The sequence below is a fragment of the Antarctobacter sp. genome (assembly GCF_034670325.1).
Classification (GTDB): Bacteria; Pseudomonadota; Alphaproteobacteria; order Rhodobacterales; family Rhodobacteraceae; genus Antarctobacter.
Genome location: NZ_JAXMNR010000004.1, coordinates 258,251 through 279,905 on the forward strand (window position 1 = coordinate 258,251; position 21,655 = coordinate 279,905).

A 21,655-nucleotide genomic window follows, 5' to 3' on the forward strand; every position below is an offset into this window, starting at 1 on the left:
CCTCGTGCCTCGCGAAGGTTGAGCCCTGAAAAGACCACGGCGGAATCTGTCGGAGGGCGGCGGGGGCAGCGCCCCCTGATTTTTCGTCGAAAAATCGATCCACGAGAGGACTCACTCCACCGTCACCGATTTCGCAAGGTTGCGCGGCTGGTCCACGTCCGTGCCTTTGGCAATGGCGGTGTGATAGGCCAAAAGCTGGGCTGGCAGCGCGTAGAGGATGGGCGACAGAACATCCGGCACCGATGGCATCTGGATCACCCGCCAGACGTCCTGACCGGCGACGGCAGCCCCTTCGGCGTCGGTGATCAGGCAGACCTTGCCGCCGCGCGCCATGACCTCCTGCATGTTGGACACGGTCTTTTCGAACAACGCATCCTTGGGGGCCATGACGACCACCGGCACGTGTTTGTCGATCAGCGCGATGGGGCCGTGCTTCAGCTCTCCAGATGCATAAGCTTCGGCATGGATGTAGCTGATTTCCTTGAGTTTCAACGCACCCTCCAGCGCAAGGGGGTACATCAGTCCGCGTCCCAGAAACAGGATGTCGCGCGCCTCGGCTAGCTTGCGTGCCACACCGGCGATCACCTCGTCGCGGTCCAGCGCCGCGTTGATCGTGCCGGGCAGCGCCCGCAGCCCTGTCAGAACCTCGTCGCGCTGATCCGCTGTCATCCGACCGCGTGCCTCTGCCGCCTTCAGTGCCAGCAACAGCAACACGTTCAACTGACAGGTGAACGCCTTCGTCGAGGCCACGCCGATTTCGATGCCCGCGTGGATCGGCAGCGCCAGATCGCTTTCCCGCGCGATTGAGCTGTTGGGCACGTTCACCACCGACAGGATGCTGTCGGCCTTGTCGCGGCAAAAGCGCAGCGCCGCCAGCGTGTCGGCGGTTTCGCCCGACTGCGACACGAACAGCGCCGCGGTGCCCGGCACAATCGGCGGTTCGCGATAGCGGAACTCTGACGCCACATCGACCTCGACCGGCAATCCGGCCAGTTGTTCGAACCAGTATTTCGCGGTGAAGCAGGCGTAGTAGGCGGTGCCGCAGGCGACCATGGTCAGCCGGTCGATCTTGGTAAAGTCGATGCCGGGATCGGGCAGGGCGATGCCGTCCTCCGTCAGATAGGCGCTCAGCGCGTTGGACAACACCGTCGGCTGCTCGGCGATTTCCTTGGCCATAAAGTGTTTGTATCCGGCCTTGTCGACCCGCGCCGCGTCCATCTGCACCGTGCGCATCTCGCGGTTCACCAGCCGTCCGGCGGCATCGCGGATCGTGACACCGGCGCGGGACAGCACGGCGCGGTCGCCCTCTTCCAGATAGGTGATATGCGGCGTCAGCGGGGCCAGCGCGATGGCGTCCGAGCCGATGTACATCTCACCCTCGCCATGCCCGACCGCCAGCGGAGAGCCTTGGCGCGCCGCGACCAACAGGTCCTCTTCACCGTCGAACAGAAAGGCCAGCGCAAACGCGCCCTCCAGCTTGTCGATACAGGCCATGGCCGCCTCGACCGGGCCCAGCCCGCCCTGCATCAGGTGATGGGTCAGCAGCGCGATGGTTTCGGTGTCGGTCTCGGTTTGCGGATCCAGACCGGCGGCCGAGACCTCGGCGCGCAGCTCCTTGTAGTTCTCGACAATGCCGTTGTGGACAACCGCCACGGGGCCAGAGCGATGCGGATGGGCGTTGTCCGTCGACGGGACGCCGTGGGTGGCCCAGCGGGTGTGCCCGATGCCGGATTTCCCGGCCAAAGGCTCATGCACCAGCAGATCGGACAGGTTCACCAGCTTGCCCATGGCGCGCCGCCGGTCCAGTTGCCCGTCGTGTACGGTGGCGATGCCCGCACTGTCATAGCCGCGATATTCCAACCGCCGCAGCGATTCGACCAGTTGCGGGGCCACTTCGTGTGTGCCCAGAATGCCTACGATCCCACACATGTCCTAAAATCCCTTGCCTATAAAATTACGCGGGGCCCGTTCAGCCCTGCGCCTGCTGTTGTTTTGCCTTCTTCGCACGCAGCATGTTCATCAGCTTGGTGGCAAAGCCGGGCTTGACCTCCTGCTTGCCGCGCGCCAGTGCCAGTGCGCCCGCAGGCACATCCGCCGTGATGGTCGATCCCGACCCGGTCATCGCGCCGTCGCCCACCGTCACCGGGGCGACCAGCATGGTGTCGGACCCGATAAAGGCGTTCTTGCCGATGATCGTGCGGTGCTTGAATACACCGTCGTAGTTGCAGGTGATCGTGCCTGCGCCGATATTGGTCCGTTCGCCAATTTCGGCGTCACCGATATAGGTCAGGTGGTTCGCCTTGACCCCTTCGTGCAGTTGCGCGTTCTTGATCTCGACAAAGTTGCCCACATGCACGTCTTCGGCCAGTTCCGCGCCGGGGCGCAGACGGGCGTAGGGGCCAACCACCGCGCCCCGTCCGACGTGGCATCCCTCAAGGTGGGAAAACGCCCGGATCCGTGCGCCCGATTCGATGGTGACGCCGGGGGCGAAGACGACATAGGGCTCAATCTCTGCGTCGCGGCCCACCACCGTGTCCCAGCCCAGTTGCACCGTGTCCGGCGCTTGCAGGGTCACCCCAAGATCCAGCAGATCGGCCCGCGCCCTTGTCTGAAAGGCCGCCTCGGCCAAGGCCAGATCGGCCCGCGAATTGACGCCCAGCGTTTCCGCTTCGGGGCAGCGGACCACCGTCGCGGTCTTGCCCGCGGCGCGGGCAAGACCCGGCACATCCGTCAGATAGTATTCGCCGCTGGCGTTGTCGTTGCCCACCTTGGACAGCAGGTCGGACAGCAGGCGTGTATCGGCGGCAATAACACCTGAATTACAGAGTGTTATGGCGCGTTCCTCATCTGTGGCGTCCTTGAACTCGACAATCTTGACCAGATCGTCGCCCTGCGTGACCAATCGGCCATAGCGCGCGGGGTTTGCCGCCTCGAACCCCAGCACCACAACGTCATGGGTGGCACGGGCGGCGCGTATCGCTTCCAGCGTGGTCTCAGAGATAAACGGCGTATCGCCATACAGGACCACCACGTCGCCCTCGAACCCGTCGAGCGCGGGCAGCGCCTGTGACACCGCATGTCCGGTGCCCAGTTGCTCGGCCTGTTCGACGACCGCCACATCGGGGTCGTAGTCGCGCGCCGAGGCGGCAACCGCGTCAAACCCGTGCCCGGCGACGACCACCGTGCGCTCAGGCTCCAATGCAGCGCCTGCGCGCATGGCGTGCCAGAGCATCGGGCCCCCGGCGATCTGGTGCAGGACTTTGGGCAAATCCGATTTCATGCGGGTGCCCTTGCCGGCAGCCAGGATGATGAGGGCGGTGCTCATGACCTGCTCCGTAATTGCGTCTTTTCGATGCCCGTTCTATCGGGTTGGCATTGTGGCGCAAGGTGGCGTCGTTCACTCTGCATTGCGGCATGTGACAGGAGACGCAAATGGCCCGGAATTGTGTGATTTTTGATTTGGACGGCACGCTGGCCGACACAAGCGGCGATTTGATCGCGGCGGCCAATGCCTGTTTTGCCGGGATGGGCGAAGACGTGCGGCTGGACCCGGTGGCCGATGCGGCCATCGCAGTGCGCGGCGCGCGTCGGATGTTGACAGAGGGACTGACGCGGGCGGGGCGCTACAGCGACGCGGCGGTCGAGGAATGGTTTCCCCGCTTTCTGGACATCTACGGCGAGGCCATCGACGTTCACACCCAAATGTACGACGGGGCGGTCGCGGCGGTCGAGGCACTGCGCGCGGCGGATTACGCCGTGGGCATCTGCACGAATAAGCCCGAGGCGCTGGCAGACACCCTGTTGCAGCGCCTTGGCGTGCGCGACCTGTTCGGCTCGCTGATCGGGGCCGACACCGGCCCCACGCGCAAGCCCGATGTCGCGCCCTATTGGGCGGCGGTGGACCTTTGCGGCGGTCGCCGGTCGGCCTCTTTGTTGGTGGGTGACAGCGACACCGACCGCAACACGGCGCGGGCGGCGGGCGTGCCTTGCGTGCTGGTCACCTTCTCGCCAGAGGGACAGGCGGTGCGCGCGCTGGACCCCGAGGCGTTGATTGACCATTTCGACGAATTGCAGGCCGCCGTCGGGCGGTTGATCGGAACCCCGTGATCCGCGCCATGTGACCCGCCAAATCCCGGATCAGGGGTTAACGAGAGATAAAACCGTCTCTGTAACCTATTGATTTATATACACCGTGATCGGCGCCACATGTGGACACCGCCTCAAGGCGCGCGAAACAAATGCTCTGTCAGTGCCGTCAGGGGGGCCTCCTCCAGCCGGGCGATGGCCGCGTCGATCGCCCCGGCCCGGTCCCGGCCCAGAACCGGATCGGCAAGGGCATGAAATTTCCGTGACAGCTCTGCCTCCGAGGGCGGCTCCTCGGCGTCCCAGCGCGGTCTCATCCAATCGCTTTCCAATACGCGCCCGTCCCGCAGCACCAGCCTGACCCGCGCCAGCCGCGTGCCCGGAAAGACCGCGTTGGCCTGCGCATCCTCGGCCATGATCAGCCCCTCCGACAGCCGCAGGATTTCAGGGTCATGCAGCGCGGGCCCGTCCAGATCCTCGGGGCCAAGACCGCCACGCGCCATCGCCACGGCGCAGGGAAAAGAGGTCGAATACTGCGCCTCTTCGGTTGTAACTGGCCGCGCTGTCGCCAGCCGGGTCGCCTCGTGAAAGCTGTCCACTTCGATGTGATCCACATCGACTGAGGTCAGCCCATACGCCCGCCGCAGCGCCAGAACGCCCTCAACCGGGGCCTGCGCCCAGCGGCACACCGGGTAGGGCTTGAAATACTGCCGCAGGATGCGCCAGTCCTCACCCAACCCCTGCCAATACTCTGGCGCGTCCTCCACCGTGATCGCGGGCGCGCCGGTAAATCCGCGCCGCGCCAGTTGCACCGCCGAGACGCCGCACATCGCGCCCCAGCCAGAGCCGTCCTTGACCATCGTGGGCCAGTCGATACAGCGCATCATCTGGCTGCGCGGGCCGTGATACTCGGCGATCCCCAGCGCGTGCCGTGTCTGGTCCACGTCCAGCCCCAGCAGGCGCGCGCCCGCCGCCGCCGCCGTCACCGCGCCCCAACTGCCAGAGGTGTGATAGTCGGGGCAGGTGCCGTGCTGCGCCTCTGCGGCGCGCGCGCCGACTTCGTATCCCATGACAAGCGCGGTCAGGAACGCCTCACCCGAGACCTGCGCCTGATTCCCAAAGACCAGCAGCGCGGGCAGCAGCGGGCAACCGATGTGCCCCTTGGACGGGTTATAGCCGTCGTGGCCATCCAGACTGTCGATGCTGATGCCGATTGCCATGGCCGCCGCAGAAGGGGCGGCGCGGCGGTCGTCGAACAGCAACGGCGTATCGCCGGCAAAATCCTCGGCGGCATGGTCGCGGATGATCCGGGACATTTTGGTCCCCAGCCCCCCGGCGGCCACGCCCAGAAGGTCGCGCAGGCAACGCCGTGCCTGCGCGCGAACCTCGTCGGGCAGGTCTTTCCAGCTTAACCCGTGGATGAAATCGAGGACTGTCATGCCACCAGCCTAGCGCCACCGGTGTGGAGCCATTTCGCGAAAAGCGACCTGCGTTGCGGAACAATGGTCGCGAATGGATTGACCGCCGCGCCGCGCCTGCGCCAAAACAGCGACATGACAGAACGTTTCACCGGCAGTTTCACCCAGCAAGAACCCATCCCGGAAGAGGCTATCGCCGCTGCGGTCGAGGTCATGCAAAGCGGTCGGTTGCATCGCTACAACACCGCCCCGGGCGAAATCTCGCAGACTGCCCTGCTGGAGCAGGAGTTCGCGGCGCAGACCGGCGCGCGCTATTGCGTCGCGGTGGCCTCTGGCGGGTATGCGCTTGGCTGCGCGCTGCGGGCCGTGGGCGTCCAGCCCGGTGAGACGGTGTTGACCAATGCCTTTACGCTGGCGCCGGTGCCCGGTGCCATTGCGGGCGTCGGGGCGGTGCCGGTCTATGTTGGCGTGACAGAGGATCTGGTGATCGACCTCGACGATCTGGCGGCCAAGGTCGACCGGGCCAAGGTGCTGATGCTGTCGCATATGCGCGGTCATCTGTGTGACATGGACCGCCTGATGCAGATCTGCGACGCTGCCGGAATCACCGTGATCGAGGATTGCGCCCATACCATGGGGGCGGAGTGGAACGGCATAACTTCGGGGCGGCACGGCGCGGTCGGCTGCTATTCGATGCAGACCTATAAACACGTCAATTCTGGCGAGGGCGGTTTTCTGGTGACCGATGACGCAGAGATCGCCGCGCGCGCGATCATGCTGTCGGGGTCTTACATGCTGTACGAACGTCATCTGGCCGCGCCGGGACCGGAGGTCTTTGAGCGGGTAAAATACGTGACGCCGAACATTTCCGGGCGAATGGACAATCTGCGAGCGGCCATCCTGCGGCCGCAACTGCGCGCGCTGGAGGCACAGGTCACGCGGTGGAACGACCGCTACGCCGTGGTCGAGCAGGGCCTGCGCGGGACGCCGGGGCTACGCCTGACCGAGCGTCCGGCAGCCGAGCGTTTTGTCGGCTCTTCGATCCAGTTCCTGTTGCTGGACTGGTCGCGCGAGGCGGTGCAAGAGGTGTTGGCGCGCTGCGCGAAACGCGGGGTCGAGCTGAAGTGGTTCGGCGGCGCGGAACCTTCGGGGTTTACGTCGCGCTATGACAGTTGGCGTTATGCGCCGTCCCAGCCGATGCCCGCCAGCGACCGGGTGCTGCGCGGGATTGTCGACATGCGCCTGCCGCTGACCTTCAGCCTTGAAGACTGCGCACAGGTGGCGCGGATCATCCGGGCCGAGGTCGGCGCGGTGTTTCAGAGTCGGTGACCATAGGCGGCCTGTCACAGCAGTTTGTGCTGGTCCAGACGGGCAATCAACGGCGCAAGGTGGTGTTCATACCTGCGCCACTCCAGATCGCGGTTTGCCAGGATGCCTTCGCGGACCTGAAGGGCACTGGCCGTGGCCACGGCGCGGTCGGCTTGGGCAAAGTTCAGACAGGCCGGGTCTGGTGACAAGCCAATGGCGTCCAACAGCCCCTGAACCGTGCTGTCGGAGTTTTCGACCAACGCCGCATAGTCCAGCCGGTGCAATGGGACGTCGTTCCTGTTCCAGAACGCCAGCATGTCGCGGTATAGTGCCACGGCATCCGCGATGTCCTGCTGATCATAGGCGAACCCGTTTCCGGTGCGCACGAAGCACTGCCGGAACAGCGACCAGCCAAGGGCGCGTGGCTCGCGTTGCAGCGCGACGATGCGGGTGCCGGGGATGATCCGAGAGACATACCCCGCGAGGATGAAGTTCAGCGGCATTTTGTCTATCACATAGGCCCGACCATCGGCCCGGCTGCGCAGCAGGCTCAGATAGCTTTCGCGCAGCTTGGCGAGGACCTCTGGTGATGGCGCTTGGTCCTTGCGCAACAGCGGCAACAGGTGCTGGCGCAGAAAGGGCAGTTCGCCCGCAGTGGCGACATCGGGGTGGGCGCTCAGGATGCTTTCAACCAATGTTGTCCCGGATCGCGGCAATCCGCAAACAAGGATGGGGATCGGGTTGACCGTGTGATCGGTCGGCTGAAGGTCAAGCTTGGCAAACGCGGCACGGACCCGCGCGCCATCCTCGATATCGCGGGCGACGCTTAACCCGTGCAGGTCTTTCTTGAGCGCGTTGCCCCGGGCAAAGTGGGTAAAGGCGGGGTCAGGCTGATCGAGGTCATCAAAGGCCTTGCCAAGGGCAAAGTGGAATTCCAGCGCTTCGGCGGGTGTCAGCTTGGCGGATTTCACCAGCTTTTGCATGCGCTTCAGGTGTGGGTCGTTCTTGGTCTGAAACCGGTGCAATTCGGCATGGCCACGATGCGCCGCGCCGTTTTGTGGCATCAACTCGGCCAACCGGGCGTAACGTGCGCGCGCCATATCGCGGTCCCCCCGGATCAACGCGGCAACAGCCCCCATACGCTGCGCCTGCGGGTCGTCGGGCAGGGCCTCGGCGGCCTGTTGCGCGGGTGCGCCCATCGCCTCGAACGCGCCCAGTTCGTACAGGGCCAGCGCCAGTTCGCGGTACAGCGAAGGCCGGTCCGGGGCGCGGATCAACGCCGCGCAGGCGGCATCGCGCGCCGCTGTAAACCGGCGTCCGGCGTTGAACGCTAGCGCCATTGCCTCGTGCGGGCTGGCGGCCTGCGGGTGGCGCACGGCCAGGCCCCGCGCCAAGGTCAGGGCGGCGTCCAGACGGCGCGCATTCAGCAGCGTCGATAGCTTTTGCGCCGCGTCCGCTGGCAGGCGCTGTTGCAGCAAGGCGGGCATTGTCCGCGAAAATAACCTGTGCCTCAGGCCAAAAACCTCGGGCGCGTAGGCCCAACGCTCTGGCAAGCTATCCAGAAATGACTGGGCTGCGACCGCATCTTTGGTGTCGAGGAACGATTTGGCTTGGAGAATCGTATTTTTGAAATCGTCGAAATGCATTGGAAGACCACTGGTTAGGCTTTCCAACATGAGCGTTCCGGACAGGTCTGCCAAGGGGGGCGTGCGGGGTTCCTGCGCAAAACCATTGACGCGACTCGCCTCTCCGCTTTAAATGAACAAGTGTTCAATACTTGGGAGGGGGCAATGTTCACCGCAACCATGAAGTTCGACCTTGGCGAAGACGTCGAGGCGCTGCGCGAGATGGTCTACAAATGGGCGCAGGAGCGGGTCAAGCCGATGGCGGCAGAGATTGACCGCTCGAACGTCTTTCCGCCTGAGTTGTGGAAGGAAATGGGCGACCTTGGTCTGCTTGGCGTGACAGTTCCCGAGGAATACGGCGGTGCCGGGATGAGCTACCTTGCCCATACCGTTGCGGTCGAAGAGGTGGCGCGCGCCTCTGCCAGCGTGTCGCTGTCTTACGGCGCGCATTCCAACCTCTGCGTGAACCAGATCAAGCTGAACGGCACGGATGCGCAGCGGCAAAAATACCTGCCCGGCCTGATTTCCGGGGAGCACGTCGGCGCGCTGGCCATGTCCGAACCCTCGGCCGGGTCGGACGTCGTCAGCATGAAACTGCGCGCCGAAAAGCGGAACGACCGATTTGTTCTGAATGGCAACAAGTACTGGATCACCAACGGGCCGGACGCCGATACTCTGGTGGTCTACGCCAAGACGGACCCCGAGGCTGGGGCCAAGGGAATCACCGCCTTCCTGATCGAAAAGTCGATGACGGGGTTCAGCACCAGCCCGCATTTCGACAAGCTGGGGATGCGCGGATCGAATACCGCCGAGCTGATCTTTGACAATGTCGAAGTGCCGTTCGAAAACATCCTTGGCGAAGAGGGAAAGGGCGTGCGCGTCCTGATGTCGGGTCTGGATTATGAGCGGGTCGTGCTGGCGGGCATTGGTCTGGGGATCATGGCGGCCTGTCTGGATGAGGTCATGCCCTACCTGTCCGAGCGCAAGCAATTCGGCCAGCCGATCGGGAACTTTCAGCTGATGCAGGGCAAGATCGCGGACATGTACACGGCGATGAATTCCGCGCGCGCCTATGTCTACGAAGTGGCCAAATCCTGCGACCGCGGGCAGGTCACGCGACAGGATGCGGCGGCCTGCTGTCTCTATGCCTCTGAGCAGGCGATGGTGCAGTCGCATCAGGCCGTGCAGGCGCTTGGCGGCGCGGGCTTCCTTGCCGATGCGCCGGTGGCGCGGCTGTTCCGCGATGCCAAGCTGATGGAAATCGGTGCCGGCACGTCCGAGATCCGCCGGATGCTGGTCGGGCGCGAATTGATGTCGGCCATGGGGTGAGTGTCGGGGCCGGTTTGCGGCGCGCACTGGAGGAGGCGGGTGGCGGTCCGCAAAGGGGGGGATGATGCCGGGCTGGGTGTGGTGGATGCCGCTGGTGGGTTTGGTCTCGCTGATGGCGGTGCATTTTTTCCGGCTGGGCTGGATCGCCGCCAACCTGACAGAGGGCGACGTGATCGCCGCCTACGCGCAGCGGTATCTGAAGGATCGCGCCCGGGACGGCACCGCGACGGGCGCGCGGATCAGTGACTGTGTTGCCTATCCCGGCGAGGACGCAGGGATCTGGCTGCGCATACTCTGCGGACCGTCGGGCGACCCGTTCCGGCAGTATCAATACGAGGTCGACCGTTTGGGTCAGTTCGTGAGAGGCTGGACCCCACACAGTACAGGCGTCGCGCCGGACAGTGGCCTGCGCCGCCCAGAAACCTGAGGAGATCCGTAATGCGCGCCTTTTCGATCCTTGCCCTGTCCTTGTTTGCTGCCCCGGCGGCGGCGCAGGAACTGGCGTTTTCATCCCATGCAACCGAATCCTGCCTTGGATCCGGCGCGGATTTCCGCAGTTGCATCGGCCTGTCCGCCGAGGCCTGTATCAATGACACGCCGGGCGGCTATGCCACCGTCGCCATGAGCGGCTGTTACAGCCGCGAATACGACTGGTGGGACGACCGGCTGAACCTGTCCTACGGCTTTGCCATGGACTATGCCAAGCAGGCCGACGTGGACAATGGCGGTTATGGTCCGTCGCAGGTGGATGCCCTGCGTGAGATGCAGCGCGCATGGATCAAGTTCCGCGATGCGACCTGTGCCTATGAGCGCAGCCATTGGGGCGGCGGCACCGGCGCAGGCCCAGCAGGTGCGGAATGTATGATGCGCGAAACCGCCGAACAGACATGGTACATCGAAAGCATGGTGACCCCCGGCTGATGCTGACACCTGCACCCTCATATGACGCCTTGCGCGCCGGGTTTCGCTGGGATTTGCCCGCGCGGCTGAACATGGCCGATCAGGCCTGTGACGGCTGGGCGCGGCGTGACCCTGATCGGGTGGCGATCCTTGACCACGCCAGCTTGACGGGCGTGACCTACGCCGAACTGGCGCACCTGTCGCGGCGGGTGCAGGCAGCACTGATGGCGCGCGGCGTGGGCGCGGGGGACCGGGTGGGGGTGTTGCTCAGCCAGTCGCCGCTTTGTGCTGCCGCGCATCTGGCCTGCTGGCGGATGGGTGCAATCTCTGTCCCGCTGTTCATGCTGTTCCGTGAGGACGCCTTGCGTGCGCGGCTGGACAACAGCGGCGCGCGGGCGGTGGTCACGGACGACGAAGGGGCCGGGATGCTGGCCCCTTTTGATCTGGAGGTTCTGCGCGCGCGTGATCTGCCCGCTGACGGCGCAGAGGGTCCGGCGGTTAAGACCGGACCGGAAACGCCTGCCGTCCTGATTTATACCTCTGGCACCACTGGCAAGGCCAAGGGGGCGTTGCACGGGCACCGCGTTCTGACCGGCCATCTGCCGGGCGTTGAGATGAGCCATGATTTCCTTGGTCAATCAGGCGACGTCCTGTGGACGCCCGCCGACTGGGCATGGATCGGCGGGTTGTTCGACGTGCTGATGCCGGGGCTGGCGCTAGGGGTGCCGGTTGTCGCCGCCCGGATGCGGCGGTTTGACCTTGAAGAATGCGCTAAGATCGTTCGGGAACACGCTGTCAGAAATGTGTTTTTTCCGCCCACGGCCCTAAGGATGATGAAAGCGGCGGACATGTCTCCGCCGGGCCTGCGGTCGGTCGCCAGCGGCGGTGAGCCCTTGGGCGCGGAAATGCTGGCCTGGGGGGGCGATGCCTTTGGCGTCACGATCAACGAATTTTATGGCCAGACCGAATGCAACATGGTGGCCAGTTCCTGCGGCGCGCTGTTCGACGCGCGCCCCGGATGTCTTGGCCGCGCGGTGCCGGGGTTTGACGTGGCGGTGATCGACGCAGCAGGGCAGGTCACGGAGGGTGAGGGCGACATTGCGGTGCGGCGCGGCTGTGCCTCGATGATGCTGGACTACTGGCAGAACCCGCAGGCGACGGCAGAAAAGTTTCGCGGTGACTGGCTGGTGACCGGGGATCGCGGCGTCGTGGAGGATGGTTTCATCCGCTTCGTCGGGCGCGAGGACGACGTGATCACCTCTGCCGGTTACCGCATCGGACCCGCCGAGATCGAGGATTGCCTGCTAACCCATCCCGACGTGGCGACGGTCGGTGTGGTGGGCAAACCCGATGCCCTGCGCACTGAGATCGTCAAGGCCTTCGTGGTGCGCAAAACCGGTGCCACGGCAACGGCAGAGGAGCTTCAGTCCTGGGTGAAGGAGCGGCTGGCAAGCTATTCCTATCCAAGGGAAATTTCCTTTGTTGATGAGCTGCCGATGACGGTCACCGGCAAGGTAATCCGCAAGGAACTCAAGGCTATGGCGGCGGCGGAGACGACATGAAACAGCCCATCTGCGGGACGATTAACAAGGGGTCGAGGACATGAAACTGCAATCCCAGGTGCTGACGGCGGGTGAGGCCTTTGCCGCGAACCGCAAGGCCCATCTTGATGCGCTCGCCCAGATCGAGGCGGCGGCGGCAGAGGCCGCAGCGGGCGGCGGGCAGAAATCCCGCGACCGGCATGTGAGCCGGGGCAAGATGCTGCCGCGTGAGCGGGTGACTAACCTGCTCGATCCCGGATCGCCCTTCCTCGAGGTCGGCGCCACGGCGGCGCATGGCATGTATGACGGCGCGGCCCCCTGCGCCGGGGTGATCGCGGGGATCGGGCTGGTCGAGGGGCGGCAGGTCATGGTGGTCTGCAACGATGCCACCGTGAAGGGCGGCACCTACTACCCGATGACGGTCAAGAAACACCTGCGCGCGCAGGAGATCGCCGAGGAAAACCACCTGCCATGTGTCTACCTTGTGGACAGCGGCGGCGCGAACCTGCCCAATCAGGATGAGGTGTTCCCGGACCGCGACCACTTTGGCCGGATCTTTTACAATCAGGCGCGCATGTCGGCCAAGGGCATCGCACAGATCGCCGTGGTCATGGGATCCTGCACGGCAGGCGGGGCCTATGTGCCTGCGATGTCGGACGTGTCGATCATCGTCAAGGAACAGGGCACGATCTTTCTGGCCGGACCACCGCTGGTCAAGGCGGCCACCGGAGAGATCGTCACCGCCGAGGACCTTGGCGGCGGCGACGTTCACACGCGTCGGTCCGGTGTCGCGGATTATCTGGCCGACGACGATGCCCACGCGCTGGCATTGGCGCGGCGCGCGGTCGGCTCACTTGGCGGCGGCGCAGCGGACCTTTCGATGATCGGCGAGGCCCCCGCCTATGACCCGGATGAATTGCTGGGCGTCGTGCCTGCCGACCTGCGCACGCCGTACGACATCCGCGAGGTGATCGCGCGGTTGGTCGACGGCTCTTATTTCGACGAGTTCAAACCCCGTTTTGGCGAGACCTTGGTTTGCGGCTTTGCCCGCGTGCATGGCATGGATGTGGGTATCGTCGCCAACAACGGTGTGCTGTTCAGCGAAAGTGCATCCAAGGGCGCGCATTTCGTCGAACTGTGCTCGGCGCGCAAAATCCCTTTGGTGTTCCTGCAAAATATCACCGGCTTTATGGTCGGTCGGAAATACGAAAACGAGGGCATCGCGCGGCATGGCGCCAAGATGGTGACCGCCGTGGCAAGCACATCCGTACCCAAGGTCACGGTGCTGGTGGGTGGCTCTTTCGGTGCGGGCAACTACGGCATGGCGGGGCGGTCCTATCAGCCGCGTTTCCTGTGGACATGGCCCAACAGCCGCATCTCCGTCATGGGCGGCCCACAGGCGGCGGGGGTTCTGGCGACCGTCAAACGCGACGCGATCGAACGGTCTGGCGGCACATGGTCGGCGGAAGAAGAGGCTGCGTTCAAGCAACCGACGCTGGATATGTTCGAACGCCAGTCGCACCCGCTTTATGCCTCGGCGCGGCTTTGGGATGATGGCATCGTCGACCCGCGCAAGACGCGCTCTGTGCTGGCGCTCAGCCTGCGCGCGGCGCTGAACGCGCCCATAGAGGACACGCGCTTTGGCGTGTTCCGGATGTGAGGCGGATCGTCATGAAGGAGACCACCAGATGACCGCGCAGACGCTGCAACAGATCATCGACGAGAACCCCGAGGCAGAGACCTTTCGCTTCGGGGACACGCCGCAACTGTGTGCCCAGATTCTGGCACTGGTTCGTTCGGGCAAGAAAACCGCCACCGTCGAGGCGAAGCGCGTCTTTGGCAAGGGAGGCGATGGCGATGCGCTGCCGGTTGTTGGGCGGCGCGACGTGGCGTTGAACTGGGACGGGACACCCGCCCTGATGGTCGAGACGGTCGAGGTGACCACCCGGCGTTTCGACGAGATGGATGAGGCATTTGTCGCGCTTCAGGGCGAGTTCCGTGACCTTGCGCATTGGCGAAAAGGTTACCGCGCGTATTTCTCGCGCAATGGTGGCGTGTCCGAGGACATGGAGATCATCTGCGAGCGGTTTCGCGTGGTGGAGGATTATGCATGACGGCGCTTTGGGAGAGGAAAGACCATGTTTGACACCATCCTGATTGCGAACCGAGGCGAGATCGCCGCGCGCGTCATTCGAACGGCCCGTTCCATGGGGTTGCGCTGTGTCGCAGTGCATTCCGATGTGGACGCGGATGCGCTGCATGTGGAACTGGCGGATGAGGCCGTTTGCATCGGTGGGGCGGCACCCTCGCAAAGCTACCTGCGCGGCGATGTGATCATCGAGGCGGCCAAGGCCACCGGCGCGCAGGCCATCCATCCGGGGTATGGGTTCCTCAGCGAAAACCCGGACTTCGTGCAGGCGGTCGAGGCGGCGGGCCTGACCTTTATCGGGCCATCGGCACAGGCGATCCGGCAGATGGGGCTCAAGGACGCGGCCAAGCGGCTGATGCAGGCAGCGGGTGTGCCGGTGGTGCCCGGCTACATGGGCGAGGACCAAGACCCCGGCCATCTGGAGGTCGAGGCGCACAAGGTCGGCTATCCGCTGCTGATCAAGGCGGTCGCCGGTGGCGGCGGCAAGGGGATGCGGCTGGTCGAGCGGGCAGAGGATTTTGTCGATGCGCTGGAGCGGGCCAAGGCCGAGGCGCGCACGGCCTTTGGCAACGACGCCGTGCTGATCGAGAAGTTCATCCAGCGACCCCGCCACATCGAGGTGCAAGTGTTTGGTGATGGCACGCGCGCTGTTCACCTGTTCGAACGGGATTGTTCGCTGCAACGCCGCCACCAAAAGGTGATCGAAGAAGCGCCAGCGCCGGGCATGACCGCTGAGATGCGCGCCGCAATGGGGCAGGCGGCGGTCAAGGCCGCCGAAGCCATCGCCTACAAAGGCGCGGGTACGGTGGAATTCATCGTGGATGGCTCCAACGGGCTGCGGCCCGATGGCTTCTGGTTCATGGAGATGAATACACGCCTGCAGGTGGAACACCCCGTGACCGAGGAAATCTGCGGCGTCGATCTGGTCGAATGGCAGATCCGCGTGGCGTCGGGGGAGCCTTTGCCCGCCGTGCAGGAGGACCTGAAGATCAACGGCCATGCCTTTGAAGCGCGGCTTTATGCTGAGGACGTTCCGGCCGGGTTCCTGCCTGCGACAGGCACGCTGGCGGAACTGGCTTTCCCCGAAGGCGTGCGGGCAGAGGCGGGCGTGCGGTCAGGCGATGCCATCAGTCCGCATTATGACCCGATGATTGCCAAGCTGGTGGTGCATGGGCCGTCTCGCGCGGTGGCGCTGCGCCGACTGGCGCGCGGCCTGCGCGACACGCGGGTGGCCGGGACCGTGACCAACCTTGGGTTTCTGGGCGCGCTGGCGGAACATGCGGGCTTTGCGCAGGGCGAGGTGGACACCGGGTTGATCGGGCGAGACCTGGAGGCTTTGACCGCTGCGGCAGAGGTGACGCCGCAGGTTTGGGCCGAGGCCGCTATGGCGGCGCTGGGTCTGCTGGACGCACAGGATTGGGACGCGGGGTTCACCCTCTGGGCGCCGGAATGGCGCGCGGTGGTTTTGGAACAGGGGGGTGAGACGCGCGAACTGGGCGTCAAGCTGCGCGGGCCGGACAGCGCTTTGGTTCTGGTCGCGGGACAAGAGGTCGAGGCGCTGCGCGGCGTGCGTGGCTGGACCTTTGACGGGCAGCCCGCTGCAGGTGCCTTTGTGTCGCCAGAACTTGTGACGGTTTATGCCAACTATGGCGTGGGCTTTGCGCGGCCTGATCCCCTGGCGCGCGGCGCAGGCGCGCAGGCGGCGGCGGGCGCGCTTGCGCCGATGCCGGGGCGGGTTGTGTCGGTACATGTCTCGGTCGGTCAGGCGGTCGAAGAGGGCGACCGGCTGGTGGTGCTGGAAGCGATGAAGATGGAGCACACGCTGCGCGCGGGCCGCGGCGGGCAGGTGGCCGAGGTGCTGGTGGCCGAGGGCGATCAGGTCGAGGCGGGCGCGCCGCTGGTGGTGCTGGTTGAGGAGGATGAGGCATGAGTGCCACGAAACCGACCGTGACCCTGCACCATGTGCAATACGGGCGGTCCTTCCGCGTGCTCTGGCTGCTTGAAGAGATCGGGCTGGACCGTTTTGGAGGGCTGGAGATCGTCGAACACCGGATCGGCACCAAGGAGATGCGCGAGAGCGACCTGGGCCGGATCTCTCCGGCGGTGCGCATCCCGGCAATCCAGATCGACGGGCTGGAGATAAGCGAGTCCGGGGCCATCGTCGAGTACATGACGGAGACTTATGCGCCGGATCTGGGCCGCGCGCCCGGCGATCCGGAGCGGCCCGCATACTTGCAATGGATTCATTATGCCGAGACACAGGCGAGCCTGATCGAACAGCTGAACCTGATGATGGTCTTTCTGCGCCCGCCAGCCAAACCCTCGCCCGTTGTGGTCAAGCTGAACGTGGCGCGTTTGCGCCAGACCTTGCAGGGGATGGAGGACCGGCTGGGGGAGCGGGCGTGGCTTTTGCCTACAGGGTTCTCGGCGGCGGATGTGATGATGGGATTCAACCTGTTTGCCGTGCCCTATTATGTGAAACTGGAAGCGTTTCCGCGAGTCGCCGCCTACAAGGCGCGGATCGAGGCGCGGGAGGCGAACCGGCGCGCCGTGGACCGCGAAGGGCCGCAGCGGTTTTACGACAAGGATTTCTACCCGGTCCCGGAGGCCTAGGGAGCATAATCCGATTGTGCGCCTGCGGCGCGCTGAAGGTCTCGCGCCCCGCCTGCGGCGGGGGCTCGGGTTTGTTTGAGTATTTGGGCCAAGAAGAAGCTGGGGGGATGTCATGGGTGAATTCGTCGAGATATTCGAGGTCGGCCCGCGTGACGGGTTGCAGAACGAGGCGCGCGCGATTCCGACGGGCGAAAAGGTGGCGTTGGTCGATCTTTTGTCGGGTGCCGGGTTCCGCCGGATCGAATGCGCGTCATTCGTCAGCCCGAAATGGGTGCCGCAGATGGCCGACAGCGGCGAGGTTCTGGCCGGGATCACCCGGGTGGCGGGCGTGTCCTATGCCGCGTTGACGCCCAATCTGAAGGGGTTGGAAAGGGCGATGGCGGCCAAGGCGGATGAGGTGGCGGTCTTTGGCGCGGCCTCGGAAGGGTTTTCCAAGGCCAATATCAATGCCTCGGTAGAAGAAGGGCTGGCGCGTTTTGTGCCTGTGGCCGAGGCTGCGCGCGCCGTCGGGTTGCCGGTGCGGGGCTATGTGTCTTGCGTGGTGGAATGCCCCTATGACGGCGCGGTTGCACCCGAAGCGGTGGCGCGTGTTGTCGCCGCGTTGCGCGACATGGGGTGTTATGAGGTTTCCCTGGGCGACACCATCGGGCGCGGACAGCCGGAGGCGGTGGATGCCATGTTGGGCGCGGTGCTGGAGGAACTGCCCGCCGCACGGCTGGCGGGGCATTTTCACGACACCTCTGGCCGGGCGTTGGAGAATATCGACGTGGCTTTGGCGCGGGGACTGCGGGTTTTTGATGCGGCGGTCGGCGGCCTTGGCGGATGCCCCTATGCGCCCGGGGCGGCGGGGAACGTGGCGACAGAGGCGGTTCACGATCATCTGGTCGCGCTTGGATACGAGACCGGTCTGGACCGGGCGGTCCTGAGGCGCGGGGCCGAGATGGCGCGGGCGATGCGGGGCGGCTGAGATGGATCCTGAGCACTGGAACACAGCCTATTCCGCTGGCGATAACGTCAGTTGGTTCGAGGCCGCGCCCGAGGCCTCTTTGCGGATGATCGGGCGGGCCGGGCTGTCGCCGGGGCGGGCGATCGATGTCGGCGGAGGCGCCTCGGCGCTGGCGCGGTGTTTGCGCGGGATGGGCTGGGACGTGACCGTGCTGGATATCTCTTCCGCGGCGCTGGAACTGGCGCAAGAGAGGCTGGGCGCGGCAGCTTCGCAGATTGCCTGGGTGGCCGAGGATATCACGCGCTGGCGCGCCTCAGTGCCTTTCGACCTTTGGCATGACCGGGCGGTGTTTCATTTCCTGACCACGCCGGAGGATCGTCTGGCCTACGCAAACGGGTTGCGGGCGGGGCTGCGCCCGGGAGGGGCGGCGGTGATCGCGACATTTGCCGAGGACGGGCCGGAGCGGTGTTCCGGTCTGCCGGTGATGCGGTATGCGCCGGAGGACTTGCTTGCGGCCCTTGGGGCGGGTTTGAGGCTGGAGGCATCGGAGCGATTTGTGCATGTGACGCCCGGCGGCGGCAAGCAGCGGTTTCAGATCAGCCTGCTGCGGCGGGACCATGAGAAATGAGGGACGGTATGGACTTTATCGAGGTACGTCGCGATGGGCGCGGTGTGGCGGAACTCCGGCTGTGTCGCGCGGACAAGCATAACGCGCTTTCGGCGCAGATGATGATAGAGCTGGAAGCGGCGGCCAAGGGGCTGGCGGCCGACGACGACGTGCGGGTAGTGGTGCTGGCCGCCGAGGGGCGCAGTTTCTGCGCCGGGGGCGATCTGGCATGGATGCGCGAACAGTTCGAGATGGACCGGGCCACGCGGCGGGTGGAATCGGCGCGTATCGCCACGGCATTGGGCGCGCTGCATGCCCTGCCGCAACCGCTGATCGGGCGGGTGCAGGGCAACGCCTTTGGCGGTGGACTGGGGTTGATCTCTGTCTGTGATGTTGCGGTCGCGGTGGACGTCGCGAAATTCGGTCTGACGGAGGTCAAGCTGGGACTGATCCCGGCCAATATCGGGCCTTATGTGATCCACCGAATGGGTGCGCGGAACGCGCAGGAGGTGTTCATGAATGCGCGCATCTTTGGGGCGGATGAGGCGGTGCGGCTGGGACTGGTAAACCGGGTCGCCGGGGCGGACGCATTGGACGAAGCCGTCGCGGCCGAAGTGGCCCCCTATCTGACCTGCGCACCCGGTGCCGTGCGCGACGCCAAGGCATTGTTGCGGCGCTTGGGGGGGGAAGTGTCGCCGCATTCGGTGGAGGGGGCGATTGACGCCTTGGCCGAGCGCTGGGAGACATCCGAGGCGCGTGAGGGCATCGCGGCCTTTTTCGACAAACGTCCGGCCCCCTGGGCCTGATGGGGACTCAGCCGCCGCAGATCGGGTAGGCGGTGTCGATCCAGACCAGTTCTGCCTCTTCGCGGTATAGTCCGATCTGCAGCGACGGCGCGGTTTCGGTGGCGTCGATGTGGAACCAGAGGTGATGGGGGATGCCTTCGGCGGTGAAATAGTACCCAAGCCCCTCATCGTCGCTGTCGCGGATGGCGGTGCAGGCAAAGGTGGCGGTTGGTCCGTCAATCACGGTCACATCCGTCTGGGTAAAACAGACCCGCAGGTCCGGACCAAAGGTCAGATGGCTGGTCGCGCCGTCCAGATCGAGAGAGCCTGCCGGGGCGAGCGCTATCGCCCGGGCCGGACCCGGACAGGGAAGGGCGGTTTCACCTGTTTCCGACAGGTTTTGTTGGGCCATCAGCGGCACCGGGAGGCAGAGCAAAAGGGTCAGGCAACGGCGGGTCAAAGGCATGTGTCCTGTCGTGCGGGCGGTTGCGTCACAGGTTACCATAGGGCAGGTCCCTGTCCAAAGCCGCGAATGTGACGGAGAGAGACATGATCGTCCAGATTGCTCATCTATACGCCACCGCCTGTCTGGCCGTAGTATTTTTTCAGTTTGCGCTGATCGGTGGCGCGCCTTTGGGGCGCTGGACCCAAGGCGGGCAGCATCCGGGGCGTCTGCCGGTGTCCGGGCGGATCGTGGCGGCGGTTTCTGTGTTTGTGCTGCTGTTTCAGGCCCTCGCGGTCCTGTCGGCGGCAGGGTTCCCCGGTCTGGGCTGGCCGCGCTGGACCGGGTGGGCCGCTGTGGCGGTGAGCGCGATCAGCACGGTCTTGAATGGTGTGACGCCCTCGGTCCAAGAGCGGGCGCTCTGGTTTCCGGTGGTTTTGGTGATGGCAGGTATGGCTGCCTATGTGATGATTTCCACCATTGTGTGAGGGGACGGGATGGGACTCGGGCCCTTTGGGGGCCCATCGCCCACCCGCCAACCCTCTGATAGGATTTCCTCTACCGGGGACTCGCCCTTGTTGTGTTGTGGCTTCACGACTCACCAAGGAACAAACCCGCCTGTTCCTCGGAGCCCTCCCTCGCTTTCTTGCTGCCTGAGCGCCCTCCGCACGATGGCAAGGGCAAGCCGCGCAAGCGCGGGGCTGCGCCCCCTTGTCACCGCACGGGCGTCGGCTCTGATCGGCATCAAGCGAGGGACGGCTCCGAGGAACAGGCTGAGGCACCTTGGATCGGGGGGCCGGGCGCGACGCTTGGGCGCGGGATTAATCAGGTGATTTTGTGGGCATTTTCCGCATCCTATTGTGTATAAAGGAAAATCTCTCTGCGAGTGCGAAATCTGTTTATTCGCAGGGATTTGAATGCTTTCGGGCTATGTTGACCCCGCCATGAGGCGGTTATATGGGACAGTAAGCCAAGCGCCCATGCGCCCGATCCCTAAAGGAGCCACGTCTTGGAAGAGATGCTGCGGGAATACCTTCCCATCCTTGTCTTTCTGGCCATCGCCATCGGTCTAGGTCTTGTTCTGATCCTTGCAGCGGTGATCATTGCCGTGCGCAATCCCGATCCTGAAAAGGTGTCGGCCTACGAATGCGGGTTCAACGCCTTCGACGATGCGCGGATGAAGTTCGACGTCCGGTTCTACCTTGTCTCGATCCTGTTCATCATCTTCGATCTTGAGATTGCCTTCCTGTTCCCATGGGCGGTGGCGTTCAAGGACGTGTCGATGCTGGGCTTTTGGTCGATGATGGTGTTTCTGGGCGTGCTGACCATCGGCTTTGCCTATGAATGGAAGAAAGGGGCGCTCGAATGGGAGTGATGACCGGAGCGAACACTGCGGGTCCTGACCGCGAAGTGGCCACCCAGACCCTGAACCGCGAATTGCAGGACAAGGGCTTCCTCCTGACCTCGACCGAGGACATCATCAACTGGGCGCGCACCGGGTCGCTGCACTGGATGACATTCGGTCTGGCCTGCTGCGCGGTTGAGATGATGCACACCGCGATGCCACGTTATGACGTGGAACGATTTGGCTTTGCCCCGCGCGCCAGCCCGCGTCAGTCGGACGTGATGATCGTGGCCGGGACGCTGACCAACAAGATGGCCCCGGCCCTGCGCAAAGTTTACGACCAGATGCCGGAACCGCGCTACGTGATCTCGATGGGATCCTGCGCCAACGGTGGCGGTTATTATCACTATTCCTACAGCGTTGTGCGTGGCTGTGACCGCGTCGTGCCTGTGGACATCTATGTGCCCGGCTGCCCGCCGACGGCAGAGGCGCTGGTCTACGGCATTCTCGCGCTGCAGAAAAAGATCCGCCGCACCGGCACGCTGGTTCGCTAAGGGGGAAAGC

21 protein-coding genes are annotated in these 21,655 nt (G+C 64.7%); 16 read left to right on the top strand and 5 right to left on the bottom strand.

Annotated elements, in window-relative coordinates; all coding sequences use genetic code 11:
- Positions 1-111 precede the first annotated feature (111 nt).
- Entirely contained in the window at positions 112-1,929 is a 1,818-nt protein-coding gene (glmS, locus tag VOI21_RS11865) for a glutamine--fructose-6-phosphate transaminase (isomerizing) (RefSeq protein WP_323770091.1), read from the bottom strand.
- Between the two features lie 40 nt (positions 1,930-1,969).
- Positions 1,970-3,325 carry a bifunctional UDP-N-acetylglucosamine diphosphorylase/glucosamine-1-phosphate N-acetyltransferase GlmU gene (gene glmU, locus VOI21_RS11870; protein ID WP_323770092.1) on the bottom strand — a complete coding sequence of 452 codons (1,356 nt, stop codon included), beginning with the start codon at positions 3,323-3,325 and terminating at the stop codon, positions 1,970-1,972.
- Between the two features lie 107 nt (positions 3,326-3,432).
- On the opposite strand from glmU, the gene VOI21_RS11875 reads away from it, so the two are divergent.
- A complete protein-coding gene (locus VOI21_RS11875; RefSeq protein WP_323770093.1) occupies positions 3,433-4,107 on the top strand; it encodes an HAD-IA family hydrolase in 675 nt (224 codons plus the stop codon).
- Between the two features lie 113 nt (positions 4,108-4,220).
- Here the strand turns inward: VOI21_RS11875 and VOI21_RS11880 are convergent, their stop codons facing one another.
- Positions 4,221-5,522, bottom strand: a complete 1,302-nt coding sequence (locus VOI21_RS11880; protein WP_323770094.1) for an MmgE/PrpD family protein — start codon at positions 5,520-5,522, stop codon at positions 4,221-4,223.
- Positions 5,523-5,636: 114 nt separating this feature from the next.
- Between VOI21_RS11880 and VOI21_RS11885 the strand changes: the two genes are divergently transcribed.
- Entirely contained in the window at positions 5,637-6,830 is a 1,194-nt protein-coding gene (locus VOI21_RS11885) for a DegT/DnrJ/EryC1/StrS family aminotransferase (protein WP_323770095.1), read from the top strand.
- 14 nt (positions 6,831-6,844) lie between these two features.
- Here the strand turns inward: VOI21_RS11885 and VOI21_RS11890 are convergent, their stop codons facing one another.
- On the bottom strand, positions 6,845-8,455 hold the full coding sequence (locus tag VOI21_RS11890; RefSeq protein ID WP_323770096.1) for a tetratricopeptide repeat-containing sulfotransferase family protein: 1,611 nt from the start codon (positions 8,453-8,455) through the stop codon (positions 6,845-6,847).
- A gap of 144 nt (positions 8,456-8,599) precedes the next feature.
- Between VOI21_RS11890 and VOI21_RS11895 the strand changes: the two genes are divergently transcribed.
- The 11 genes from VOI21_RS11895 to VOI21_RS11945 all read left to right on the top strand — a co-directional run bounded on the left by VOI21_RS11895 (position 8,600) and on the right by VOI21_RS11945 (position 19,325).
- The gene (locus tag VOI21_RS11895; RefSeq protein WP_323770097.1) at positions 8,600-9,763 is read left to right on the top strand and encodes an isovaleryl-CoA dehydrogenase; all 1,164 of its coding nucleotides are present in this window, start codon (positions 8,600-8,602) and stop codon (positions 9,761-9,763) included.
- 64 nt (positions 9,764-9,827) lie between these two features.
- The gene (locus tag VOI21_RS11900; RefSeq protein WP_323770098.1) at positions 9,828-10,190 is read left to right on the top strand and encodes a hypothetical protein; all 363 of its coding nucleotides are present in this window, start codon (positions 9,828-9,830) and stop codon (positions 10,188-10,190) included.
- An 11-nt stretch (positions 10,191-10,201) separates the two neighbouring features.
- Positions 10,202-10,684, top strand: coding sequence for a lysozyme inhibitor LprI family protein (locus VOI21_RS11905; protein ID WP_323770099.1), 483 nt, complete (start codon positions 10,202-10,204; stop codon positions 10,682-10,684).
- Complete coding sequence (locus tag VOI21_RS11910; RefSeq protein ID WP_323770100.1) at positions 10,684-12,225, top strand: AMP-binding protein; 1,542 nt, start codon at positions 10,684-10,686, stop codon at positions 12,223-12,225. The genes VOI21_RS11905 and VOI21_RS11910 overlap by 1 nt, the downstream gene beginning before the upstream one ends.
- A 40-nt stretch (positions 12,226-12,265) precedes the next feature.
- Positions 12,266-13,864: a carboxyl transferase domain-containing protein gene (locus VOI21_RS11915; protein WP_323770101.1), complete on the top strand. Its 1,599-nt coding sequence runs from the start codon at positions 12,266-12,268 to the stop codon at positions 13,862-13,864.
- A 28-nt stretch (positions 13,865-13,892) separates the two neighbouring features.
- The gene (locus VOI21_RS11920) at positions 13,893-14,318 is read left to right on the top strand and encodes an ASCH domain-containing protein (RefSeq protein WP_323770102.1); all 426 of its coding nucleotides are present in this window, start codon (positions 13,893-13,895) and stop codon (positions 14,316-14,318) included.
- Between the two features lie 24 nt (positions 14,319-14,342).
- Positions 14,343-16,283, top strand: coding sequence for an acetyl/propionyl/methylcrotonyl-CoA carboxylase subunit alpha (locus tag VOI21_RS11925; RefSeq protein ID WP_323770104.1), 1,941 nt, complete (start codon positions 14,343-14,345; stop codon positions 16,281-16,283).
- Positions 16,280-16,966: a glutathione S-transferase family protein gene (locus VOI21_RS11930; RefSeq protein WP_323770105.1), complete on the top strand. Its 687-nt coding sequence runs from the start codon at positions 16,280-16,282 to the stop codon at positions 16,964-16,966. The genes VOI21_RS11925 and VOI21_RS11930 overlap by 4 nt, the downstream gene beginning before the upstream one ends.
- A 112-nt stretch (positions 16,967-17,078) precedes the next feature.
- Positions 17,079-17,933, top strand: coding sequence for a hydroxymethylglutaryl-CoA lyase (locus VOI21_RS11935; RefSeq protein WP_323770106.1), 855 nt, complete (start codon positions 17,079-17,081; stop codon positions 17,931-17,933).
- A 1-nt stretch (position 17,934) separates the two neighbouring features.
- The gene (locus tag VOI21_RS11940; RefSeq protein WP_323770107.1) at positions 17,935-18,540 is read left to right on the top strand and encodes a class I SAM-dependent methyltransferase; all 606 of its coding nucleotides are present in this window, start codon (positions 17,935-17,937) and stop codon (positions 18,538-18,540) included.
- Positions 18,541-18,548: 8 nt separating this feature from the next.
- Entirely contained in the window at positions 18,549-19,325 is a 777-nt protein-coding gene (locus VOI21_RS11945) for a crotonase/enoyl-CoA hydratase family protein (protein ID WP_323770108.1), read from the top strand.
- 7 nt (positions 19,326-19,332) lie between these two features.
- On the opposite strand, the gene VOI21_RS11950 is transcribed toward VOI21_RS11945, so the two are convergent.
- The gene (locus VOI21_RS11950) at positions 19,333-19,764 is read right to left on the bottom strand and encodes a hypothetical protein (protein WP_323770109.1); all 432 of its coding nucleotides are present in this window, start codon (positions 19,762-19,764) and stop codon (positions 19,333-19,335) included.
- Between the two features lie 89 nt (positions 19,765-19,853).
- On the opposite strand from VOI21_RS11950, the gene VOI21_RS11955 reads away from it, so the two are divergent.
- From VOI21_RS11955 to VOI21_RS11965, 3 genes are all read left to right on the top strand, one after another.
- Positions 19,854-20,234, top strand: coding sequence for a hypothetical protein (locus VOI21_RS11955; protein WP_323770110.1), 381 nt, complete (start codon positions 19,854-19,856; stop codon positions 20,232-20,234).
- A gap of 521 nt (positions 20,235-20,755) precedes the next feature.
- Complete coding sequence (locus VOI21_RS11960) at positions 20,756-21,121, top strand: NADH-quinone oxidoreductase subunit A (protein ID WP_323770111.1); 366 nt, start codon at positions 20,756-20,758, stop codon at positions 21,119-21,121.
- On the top strand, positions 21,112-21,645 hold the full coding sequence (locus VOI21_RS11965; RefSeq protein WP_089277125.1) for a NuoB/complex I 20 kDa subunit family protein: 534 nt from the start codon (positions 21,112-21,114) through the stop codon (positions 21,643-21,645). Before VOI21_RS11960 ends, VOI21_RS11965 begins: the two co-directional genes overlap by 10 nt.
- The last annotated feature ends 10 nt before the right edge of the window (positions 21,646-21,655 follow it).